Origin of the sequence: Halorubrum sp., assembly GCF_046498025.1 — an archaeon.
Taxonomy (GTDB): domain Archaea; phylum Halobacteriota; class Halobacteria; order Halobacteriales; family Haloferacaceae; genus Halorubrum.
Genome location: NZ_JAWOBM010000052.1, coordinates 34,154 through 43,353, shown reverse-complemented (window position 1 = coordinate 43,353; position 9,200 = coordinate 34,154). Strand labels below are relative to the sequence as shown.

The 9,200-nt window shown below is 68.0% G+C and carries 10 protein-coding genes and 1 pseudogene; 8 read left to right on the top strand and 3 right to left on the bottom strand.

The features are described 5' to 3' along the window. Both R6U01_RS10830 and R6U01_RS10825 read left to right on the top strand, forming a co-directional pair. A pseudogene (locus R6U01_RS10830) lies at positions 1-111 on the top strand (3,4-dihydroxy-2-butanone-4-phosphate synthase); the annotation flags it as partial. A gap of 453 nt (positions 112-564) precedes the next feature. Beyond that, entirely contained in the window at positions 565-1,494 is a 930-nt protein-coding gene (locus R6U01_RS10825) for a branched-chain amino acid transaminase (RefSeq protein ID WP_410286470.1), read from the top strand. A 109-nt stretch (positions 1,495-1,603) separates the two neighbouring features. Here the strand turns inward: R6U01_RS10825 and R6U01_RS10820 are convergent, their stop codons facing one another. Next, positions 1,604-2,308, bottom strand: coding sequence for a DUF502 domain-containing protein (locus tag R6U01_RS10820; RefSeq protein WP_410286469.1), 705 nt, complete (start codon positions 2,306-2,308; stop codon positions 1,604-1,606). Between the two features lie 119 nt (positions 2,309-2,427). Then, on the bottom strand, positions 2,428-3,267 hold the full coding sequence (locus R6U01_RS10815; RefSeq protein ID WP_410286468.1) for a proline dehydrogenase family protein: 840 nt from the start codon (positions 3,265-3,267) through the stop codon (positions 2,428-2,430). 102 nt (positions 3,268-3,369) lie between these two features. Between R6U01_RS10815 and R6U01_RS10810 the strand changes: the two genes are divergently transcribed. The 5 genes from R6U01_RS10810 to R6U01_RS10790 all read left to right on the top strand — a co-directional run bounded on the left by R6U01_RS10810 (position 3,370) and on the right by R6U01_RS10790 (position 7,842). Next, the gene (locus R6U01_RS10810) at positions 3,370-3,912 is read left to right on the top strand and encodes a CDP-2,3-bis-(O-geranylgeranyl)-sn-glycerol synthase (RefSeq protein ID WP_410286467.1); all 543 of its coding nucleotides are present in this window, start codon (positions 3,370-3,372) and stop codon (positions 3,910-3,912) included. 236 nt (positions 3,913-4,148) lie between these two features. Continuing rightward, on the top strand, positions 4,149-4,331 hold the full coding sequence (locus R6U01_RS10805; protein ID WP_410286466.1) for an HVO_0416 family zinc finger protein: 183 nt from the start codon (positions 4,149-4,151) through the stop codon (positions 4,329-4,331). 82 nt (positions 4,332-4,413) lie between these two features. Then, entirely contained in the window at positions 4,414-4,572 is a 159-nt protein-coding gene (locus R6U01_RS10800) for a hypothetical protein (RefSeq protein WP_008002314.1), read from the top strand. 88 nt (positions 4,573-4,660) lie between these two features. Next, complete coding sequence (locus tag R6U01_RS10795; RefSeq protein ID WP_410286465.1) at positions 4,661-6,505, top strand: UvrD-helicase domain-containing protein; 1,845 nt, start codon at positions 4,661-4,663, stop codon at positions 6,503-6,505. Continuing rightward, positions 6,502-7,842, top strand: coding sequence for a M24 family metallopeptidase (locus R6U01_RS10790; protein ID WP_410286464.1), 1,341 nt, complete (start codon positions 6,502-6,504; stop codon positions 7,840-7,842). Before R6U01_RS10795 ends, R6U01_RS10790 begins: the two co-directional genes overlap by 4 nt. 16 nt (positions 7,843-7,858) lie before the next feature. On the opposite strand, the gene R6U01_RS10785 is transcribed toward R6U01_RS10790, so the two are convergent. Further along, positions 7,859-8,131, bottom strand: coding sequence for a hypothetical protein (locus tag R6U01_RS10785; protein WP_410286463.1), 273 nt, complete (start codon positions 8,129-8,131; stop codon positions 7,859-7,861). 130 nt (positions 8,132-8,261) lie between these two features. Between R6U01_RS10785 and R6U01_RS10780 the strand changes: the two genes are divergently transcribed. After that, a complete protein-coding gene (locus R6U01_RS10780) occupies positions 8,262-8,858 on the top strand; it encodes a riboflavin synthase (RefSeq protein ID WP_410286462.1) in 597 nt (198 codons plus the stop codon). Positions 8,859-9,200 lie beyond the last annotated feature (342 nt).

Below are 9,200 nucleotides of genomic sequence, written 5' to 3'. Positions count from 1 at the left end.
CTCGACGACGAGACCGGTGCCGCGCTGACGCCCGCGGACGCCGAGGTGTACGCCCGCCGGCGCGGCATCCCCTACGTCGAGGGCGCCGCCCTCGTTGAGGCATTTAAATAACAAACGACGGTGCTGTCGGCGCGCGCCGCTGAGCGCCCGAAGGGCGCGAGGAGCCCGTGCGAGGGAGTCGCTGGCACCCGAAGCGAAGCGGAGGGTGCCAGCGACGAGGCTGGGGAGGCGTGAGGTGCGGTGCTGTGCGGTCGGGGCGGGACTCAAAGGGGCAGCCGCGAGGACGCCGCAGGCGACGTAAGCACCGCAGGGAGTGAGCGGAGCGAACGACCGAGGAGCGCAGCGAGCGTGCGGCGTCCTCGCGGCTGGGGCTTTGGAGTGGTTCACCGTTGATCCTCGATCAGTCGCTTATAACCGAGCGGCTGGGGCTTTGGAGGTGTTCACCGTCGATCCGGTATCAACCGTTTATAACCGATCGGCCGTGCCGTTGCCGGCGACGTATCCGCAGTCGATCGCGTTCTCCGCATGTCACAGATTTAAGCCCGACGGCCGCAACCTCCGACCATGGGATTCGACGAGATGGACGTCGACACGATCTGGAAGAACGGGGAGTTCCTCGACTGGGAGGACGCGACGACCCACGTTCTGACCCACGCGCTCCACTACGGGAGCGGCGTGTTCGAAGGCGTCCGCTGTTACGACACCGAGCGCGGACCGGCGGTCTTCCGATGGGAGGAGCACCTCGACCGGCTGTTCGACTCCGCGAAGATGTACGACATGGAGATCGAACACTCCCGCGAGGAGCTCACCGACGCCACCCTCGAACTGCTCGATCGACAGGACCTCGACTCCGCGTACATCCGGCCGATCGCGTACTACGGGTACGACTCACTCGGCGTCTCGCCGAAGGACTGCCCGACCGACCTCGTGCTCGCGGCGTGGCCGTGGGGCGCGTACCTCGGCGAGGAGGCGTTAGAGGAGGGCGTCGACGTGATGGTCTCCTCGTGGCGGAAACACGCCTCCTCGCAGGTGCCGACGAACGTGAAGACCACGGGCCTGTACGTCAACTCCATGCTCGCGGGCGAGGAGGCCCGCCGGAACGGCTACGTCGAGGCCATCGTCCTCAACAAGGAGGGGAACGTCGCCGAGGGGCCCGGCGAGAACGTCTTCATGGTGAACGACGGAGAGATCTACACCACCGGCCCGGCGCAGTCCATCCTCGAAGGGATCACCCGCGACACCGTCATCGAACTGGCGGAGGAGCGCGGCTACGAGGTCCACGACGAGGCGGTCATCTCCCGCGGGCAGCTGTACACCGCCGACGAGCTGTTCTTCACCGGCTCCGCGGCCGAGGTCACGCCGATCCGCTCCGTCGACGACACCGAGATCGACGCCGGCACCCGCGGGCCGGTCACCGAGGAGCTGCAGCAGGCCTTCTTCGACCTCGTCGAGCGACGGACCGACGACCACGACGAGTGGTTCACGTACCGCTAGCGAGTCCGTCGAACGCACCGGTCTCGCCGTCGGTCTCTTTATAAACGGGTCGTCCTCGCGTGCCGGTAGTTCCCTCTCGAACGCCGGTCCGTCCCTCTCGCGAACCGGACTAGTCGTTTCCGCCGTCCGTCGAGGGGCGCTCCGTCTCTCCGGGCGTGCCGTCGGTGCGGACGCCGCCGACGCCGCCCGGGCGACCGGTGCTCCCTTCCGGAGGACGCTCCTCCTGGACGGGGACCTGATGAGCGGACTCGGCGAAGCCGGCCGAGAGGACGCGGGTCATCCCCTCCTCGACGCTCTCCCCGGTCTCCTCGACGCGGTCGGGCTCGACCTCGATGACGAAGCCGGTGGTGATGTTCGGCGCGGTCGGCATGAACAGGACGATCTTCCCGTCTCGGGTCTTCTTCCCGGTCCTGAAGGCCGTCATCCGGATGCCCGGCCACGTCTCGATGTACACCGGGCTCTGGAGCTCGTCCGTCCCCGAGACCGCCGTCTCGATCGCGAGCTTGGAGGCGTTGTACACCACGCGCAGCGCGGGGATCCGGTTGATCGCGCCGTCGACGGCGGACTCCGCCAGCCGGCCGAACGTCGTCCGCATGAAGTAGCCGACCGCGAGGACGACGGTCGCGAAGACCGCGAGCGCGATGACCACGCGGGAGACCGGCTCCAACGGGCCGGGGATGATCGCCGGCTGGAGTCCCTCGATCAACGGGATCGAGGCGATGTACTGGTAGATCCACTGGATGACGAGGAGGAGGACTAAGAGAGGTGCCAACACGATGAGCCCGCTGGCGAAGTCGCGTTTCCACGTGGACATCTATTAGGTTGGTATGTGGCGGCGACCCTTAAGAGGGCTTCTACGCGACGAGGGGGTCAGGCGGGGGGTCGTCGAGTCGGGGTCCGGTCCGACCCGCTCGTCGCCGCCGGCGAGCCCGGTCATCGGCCCGCGACCGCTCGCAGGGCGAACGTCAGGTTCTCTTTGCGCTCGCGGACGCGCCGGTAGAAGTACGAGAGCCACTTGTCGCCGAACGGCGCGTACTGGGCCACGTCGACGCCCTGCGCGGCGAGGTCGCGCTGGGCGTCCTCTCGGACGCCCATGAGCATCTGGACCTCGTAGTCGGTGCCGTATTCCTGAGCGAGTCGGTCGGCCAGCGAGATCATGGCGGGGTCGTGACTGCCGACGGCGACCCCCCGGTCGCGGTGCTCGAAGAGGAAGCGGAGGTCATCGCGGTACGCCTCGTCGACGCGCGATTTATTCGCGTACGCGATCGACGACGGCTCGTCGTACGCCCCCTTTACGAGCCGGATCTCCCCCGGGACGTCGACGAGGCGTTCGAGGTCGTCGCGGGTCCGTTTGAGGTTCGACTGAACGCACTGCCCGACGCTCCACGGGTACGCCTCGGCGATCGACTCGAAGGCGTCGAGGGTGGCGTCCGTGGTGTCGGCGCCCTCCATGTCACACCAGACGAACGCGTCGCGCTCGTGAGCGCGAGCGACGATCTCGCGGTAGTTGTCCTCGAACAGGTCGGCGGAGACGTCGAGGCCGATCTGCGAGGGCTTCACCGAGACGGAGGCGTCGAGGTCGCTGTCGGCGATGTCGTCGAGCAGCGACAGGTACGTATCCACGTCGTCGCGGGCGGCCGCCGGGGTGTCGTAGTGTTCGCCGAGCAGGTTGACGATGACGGCGACGCCGTCCGCGTTGCACTCGTACACGTGGTCCAAGACTTCCGGGACGCTCTCGCCGGCGACGAACCGGCGCGCGATCGGCGGGATCATACCGGATCTCGACGCGGCGACGACTTTATTGTTGTCGAATCGAGGGGTTCGCGGTCGGCGCGGATCCGTGGTTTATATACCCTCGACGGGTGTGGTCGGCCTATGATCGGTTCGCTCGTGGCGACCGCGTTCTGGGCCATGGTGCCCGCGTACGTCCCCAACAACGCCGCGGTGCTCGCCGGCGGCGGCCGTCCCATCGACGGCGGCCGCGAGTGGCGCGGGGCCCGCTTGCTCGGCGACGGAAAGACGTGGCGCGGCACGGCGGTCGGCACCCTCGTGGGCGTCGTCCTCGCGCTCGCGCTCAACCGCCTCAACGACCCGGCGAGCGCCGCCCTCGGCGTCGACCTCCCGACGTTCGCGCTCCCCGCGGCGATCGCGTTGGCGTTCGGCGCGATGTGCGGCGACATCGGCGCCTCCTTCCTCAAGCGGCGGTCCGGCCGCGAGCGCGGCGCCGCGTTCCCCGGCCTAGACCAGCTCGACTTCGTCGTCGGGGCGCTCTTAGCCGTCTTCCTCGTCGACCCCGACTGGGCGCTGGCGACGTTCACGCCCGCCGTCCTCGCGGTCGTCCTCGTGATGACCCCCGTCCTCCACGTGGTCACGAACGTCGGCGCCTATCTCCTCGGGCTGAAGAACGAGCCCTGGTGACCGGTGGATATCCGGGGTAGCTGGCGAACGTCCCTCGCCGGTCGAGCCCCGATCCGACCTGTCGAAACCTCCGGCCGGCTTTCCTCACGTGGATTGATCACAATCAACACATATCGGTCCCGGAGGGAAGAATGCGCACGCGTACGGCGGCGTAACTGATCGATCGTGGGGTGATATGTCGGTTCGACGGGAATCGTGAGAAGATATTTATACCCGCGTGGCATTGTCTCACATGCATGTCTAGTAGTGCACCCAGCTCGGACGACGACGTGTTCGACGAGTTCCTGTCCGATCGCGGCCACGAGACCGAAATCGTACGCTGGGAGCGATCATATAACAAGCTTCAGTGTCCGGAGTGTGGTGCACTCCACCCCGAAGGATCGGTGCGGTGTGACGTCTGCGACTGGCGCCCGACCTGACGCCGACGCACGGGCGATTAGCGGTTTTCTTTCGGTTATACTCGGCGGCAGTATTATGTGTGATCAATCGATAGTGACGACTATGCCGACCTGCCAGAACTGCGGTTCGTTCGTCACGACCGATTACGTTCGGGTGTTCACCCCGAACGAGGTCGACCGTCCCCGCGTCTGCCCCGCCTGCGAGGACCTCGTCCGTGACGGTGCCGACGTTCGAGAAGCGCGCGCGACGCGGAGCAACTGATCGACCGGGCTCACGGACCGACTCGAGCGTTCCCTCCGGAACGGCCCGAGCCACGGCGTTTAAGGAGAACCGGGCTCAGGGATACACAATGACCAAGCCTACGGTAACGCGACTGTTCGGCGGTCCGGGCAGCGGGAAGACCACGGCGCTCCTCGATCGCGTCGAAGGGATCCTCGAGGAAGACGACGCCGACGTCCGCGACGTCCTCGTCGTCTCGTACACGCGCGCGGCCGCCGCCGAGATCCGCGAGCGCCTCGCGGAGCGTCTCGACATCTCCCCGCGCAGCCTCCAGGGGAACGTCAGCACCATGCACGCGAAGGCGTACGAGCTCCTGGACCTCTCCCGTGGCGACGTCGTCGGGGAGGACGACAAGGAGGCGTTCTGCGAGGAGTACGGCATCGAGTTCGAGGACCAACACGGCGGCGCCGGCCGCCGGACCGCACGGTCGACGACGATCGGGAACAAGATCATCGCCACCTCCCAGTGGCTCCAGCGCACCGAGCGCGACGTGGCCGACTGGTACGACGTCCCGTTCCAGTGGAACGTCGAGGAGGTCCGGCTGCCGCCCGAGGAGGACCCGAACGCCCAGCAGGGGAACAAGTACACTCCGACGTGGCCCTCCGACGACGACCGCATAGACATCCCCGAGACGATCCGCGCGTGGCGGGCCTACAAGGGCGAAAACGGCCTCGTCGGCTTCGCGGACATGCTGGAGCGGGTCGAGCAGCGCTCGCTCGTGCCCAGCGTCGACTACCTGATCATCGACGAGTTTCAGGACATCACGACGCTGCAGTACAACGTCTTCCAGGAGTGGCGCCCGCACATGGAGAGGGTGCTCATCGCCGGCGACGACGACCAGGTCGTCTACGCGTGGCAGGGCGCCGACCCCGACCTCCTCCTCGACACCGAGGTCGACGAGGACGTCGTCCTCCCGAACTCCTACCGGCTTCCCTCGCAGATCCTGAACGTCGTCAACGCGGAGATCCGCCACATCGATAAGCGACAGGAGAAGGACCTCCACCCGCGCAAGGAGGGCGGCACCGTCGAGGCGATCCAGTCGCCGTCGATGCTCGAACTCGTCCGGAACGTCCGGTACACGGTCGAGGACGACGAGGGCGACGTGATGTGTCTGTTCCGCGCCCGGTACCAGATGTTCGACTTCATCGACGAGTTCATCGACCACGGTATCCCCTTCACGATGCTCACCGACGGTCGGATGTGGACCGACCGCGTCCAGGACTACGTCAGCGCTATCGAGAAGACGGAGGCGGGCGACCCGGTGAACGGCCTAGAGGCCCGGCGGCTCGCCGACATGCTCCAGGACTCCGCGTTCGGGACCCACGACCGCGACGAGTTCTACGACTTCCTCGACGACCGAGAGGAGGCCGCCGACGCCGACGACATCTCCCTGATAGAGGTCACGACCGACGAACTCGACGCCCACATCCCGTTCATGCCGGACACCGCGAGCGCCGACGACATGGTCCGGAAGGTGACGAGCTTCCAGCGGAAGTCGATGGGCGCGTACTTCGACGGCGACTACGAGGGCATGGATCCGACCCGCGTCCGCGTCGGCACCATCCACTCCGCGAAGGGCCGCGAGGCCGACCACGTGTTCGTCGCGACCGACCTCACGGAGAAGGTCGTCGAGCAGATGGCGGCCTCCATCGAGGACCCGACCGACGTCGACGGCGTCGAGGAGTTCACGAAGGCGACGAGTCCGGTCCCCATCCTCACCGACAACGAGCGTCGGGTCTTCTACGTCGGGATGTCCCGCGCCCGCGAGCGGCTCGTCATCATGGAGAGCCTGATAAGCGGGGCCCCGACGCTCCCGATAAGCGTGCTCCTGTTCAACGAGCTCCGAGACGAGCCCCCCGAAGAGCTGATCGAGGAGGTCCAGGCCGAGTTGGCGGTCCCCGAACCGGAGCCGTGAGCGGCGGGAGCGACGCCTCCCTCCGCCCGCTCCGAACCGATCTCACGCCGATCGTGGAGGCGATCGAGACCGCGGAAGCCGACGCGTTCGTCGCCGTCGGCGATCGGTTCGACGACGACCTACGATACCTCACCCGCTTTTCCGGACCGGACCGGGCGTACGCGCTCGTGGTGGTCCCGAACGGGCCTACCGCCGGCCGTGACGGCAAGAGCGACGCCGCCGGTCGCGCGGTCTGCTGTGCCCCGGCGCTGTTCGCCGAGCAGGCGGAGCGGGAGTTCGTCGCGAGCGCGCGCGATCGGGGTGGTGACCGCGACGGGGATAGCGACCGCGACGGCGGCGACGCCGACTTCCACGACGGCGTCGCCCGCGAGGTGCGGACCGAGGGCGTCGGCGACCACGCGGGGGAGCGCGCGGCCGTCGCGGTCGACGAGCTACTCGAGGAGGGCGACTCAAGCGCCGAGGGCGACGGCCGCCCGACTCTCCTCGTCCCGCCGTCGATCCCTCACGACGCCGCCGTCTACCTCGAACGCGCCGGCAACGAACTCGCGTCGACGGACGCGGTGACGACGGCGCGGGCGCGGAAGACCGACGCCGAACTCGACCGCCTCCGCCGGGCGCAGCGCGCGACGGCCGCGGGGATGGCGCACGCCGAGACCGTGCTGGCGGAGAGCGAGGTCGGCGCGGACGACGACGGGAGGCCGACCGTCAGCTGGGAGGGCGCCCCCCTAACGACCGAGCGGCTCCGCCGAGCGGTGAACGCGGTCCTCGCCGACCGCGGTGTCCGCGACGCGGGAAACACCGTGATCGGGGCCGGACCGTCGGCCGCGGACCTCCACTACGTCGGCGACGGCCCGATTCGACCGGGCGAGACGGTCCTCCTGGATATCTCGCCGCGCGGCCCGGACGGCTACTACGGGGACATGACCCGGACGTTCGTCGTCGACGGCGACGGCGGCTGGGAACGGCGCGCGTACGTCGCCGTCGAGGCCGCCCGCGAGGCCGCGCTCGCTGAGATCGAACCCGGCGTTCCGGCCAAGACCGTCCACGGCGAGGCGGCCGCCGAGCTGGCCGCGTACGGCTTCGACCCGAACGCCGGCGAGGGGGAGACGGGGTTCACGCACGGCACGGGTCACGGCGTGGGCGTGAGCCTCCACGAGTCGCCGTCGCTGTCGGGCGCGGGGGAACTGCGACCGGGCCACGTGATAACGATCGAGCCCGGCGTCTACGATCCGGACGTGGGCGGCGTCCGACTTGAGGACCTCGTGGTCGTCACCGACGACGGGTGCGAGATAGTAGCGGCGTACCCGTTCGGCACCGTTCCGCAAGCGCGCGAGTGAGCGTGTCGGCCGACGCTTACCGCTCCGTGGACTCCCCCTCGGCCTCCGCGATCGGCTCCTCCTCGCCGCGGAGCTGTCGCGGGAGCAGTCCGGAGATCAGCCCGCGGAGGATCCGACCCGGGTCGAGGAAGTACTGCGGGAGCACGACCATCGCGACGGCGACGACGAGCAGTCCGGCACCGAGCGCGACCTCGCCGGCGATCAGCCGAACCACGGCGTAGTTCGCGAGCGGCAGCGCGAATACGAGCGACGCCGCCAGTCCGATCATGTCCATCAGCCCGAGGTTCATCGAACTCGGATTGGCTCCCGACCTTCAAAAGGGACGCGGCGGCGACGTGGCGGAGGCACGCCGAGAACGAGACGGGTCGAACGCCGCCCGAACACCGAACGGATATGTGTCGTGCGCGCTCAGATCGGGTATGTTCACCGGCATCGTCGAGGGCACCGGCACGGTCCGTGAGCGGACCGAGACCGCGGACGGACTCCGGCTCCGGATCGGCGTCGAGGGGTTCGAGGACCTCCACCACGGCCAGTCGATAAGCGTCAGCGGCGTCTGTCTGACCGTCGAGAAGTACGACGCCGACGCCGGCGACTGGTTCGAGGTGTTCCTCGCGAGCGAGACGGTGGCGAAGACGTACCTCGGCGGCGTCGAGGCGGGCGATCCGGTCAACGTCGAGCGCGCGATGCCGGCCGACGGCCGGTTCGACGGCCACGTCGTGCAGGGGCACGTCGACACCGTGGCCGAGGTGACGGGGATCGAGCGCGTCGGCGAGGACTGGCGCTTCACGTTCGCGATTCCCGAGGGACACGCCGACTACCTCGTCGACAAGGGGTCGGTAACGCTCGACGGCATCTCGCTGACGGTCGCCGAGAAGCGCGAGGAGGAGTTCGACGTGGCGATCATCCCGACGACCTACGACCTCACGACGCTCTCGGAGAAGTCGGTCGGCGACCCGGTCCACCTGGAGGTGGACGTGATCGCGAAGTACGTCGAGAACATGGTCGACGGGTACTGACGCAGAATCGGGGGAATCCGCGCCGAGCGGCGCAACGGTCGCCTTGGGACACGCGTCCGAAGTGCGGCGTGAGAAGGCGCACGTTCGTGCGGCCACTCACGGGGGGCTACACGGGCGGTGTGTCCGGTGGTTTAATATTCAGACACATCGACGTCTCGAGTGATGATACTCCGTTGCTCGTTCTGAACGGGGCAACAGCCTACCGACAGCCGTGAGGTCGGTGAGCTACGCTGAGTCATTCTCTTCGTTTTCGACGGCGCGTTAGCCTGTGTAGTTCCGTCTTCGAAGGGATCCTGCGCCCCGTTCACGGTCGGCGTGACGATTGCTGACCGCTTCACAGGC

Bases quoted from the DNA above. Each gene is read 5' to 3' on its own strand.
- R6U01_RS10825 (WP_410286470.1), top strand. From the start codon at position 565: ATGGGATTCGACGAGATGGACGTCGACACGATCTGGAAGAACGGGGAG.
- R6U01_RS10820 (WP_410286469.1), bottom strand. From the start codon at position 2,308: ATGTCCACGTGGAAACGCGACTTCGCCAGCGGGCTCATCGTGTTGGCA.
- R6U01_RS10815 (WP_410286468.1), bottom strand. From the start codon at position 3,267: ATGATCCCGCCGATCGCGCGCCGGTTCGTCGCCGGCGAGAGCGTCCCG.
- R6U01_RS10810 (WP_410286467.1), top strand. From the start codon at position 3,370: ATGATCGGTTCGCTCGTGGCGACCGCGTTCTGGGCCATGGTGCCCGCG.
- R6U01_RS10805 (WP_410286466.1), top strand. From the start codon at position 4,149: ATGTCTAGTAGTGCACCCAGCTCGGACGACGACGTGTTCGACGAGTTC.
- R6U01_RS10800 (WP_008002314.1), top strand. From the start codon at position 4,414: ATGCCGACCTGCCAGAACTGCGGTTCGTTCGTCACGACCGATTACGTT.
- R6U01_RS10795 (WP_410286465.1), top strand. From the start codon at position 4,661: ATGACCAAGCCTACGGTAACGCGACTGTTCGGCGGTCCGGGCAGCGGG.
- R6U01_RS10785 (WP_410286463.1), bottom strand. From the start codon at position 8,131: ATGAACCTCGGGCTGATGGACATGATCGGACTGGCGGCGTCGCTCGTA.
- R6U01_RS10780 (WP_410286462.1), top strand. From the start codon at position 8,262: ATGTTCACCGGCATCGTCGAGGGCACCGGCACGGTCCGTGAGCGGACC.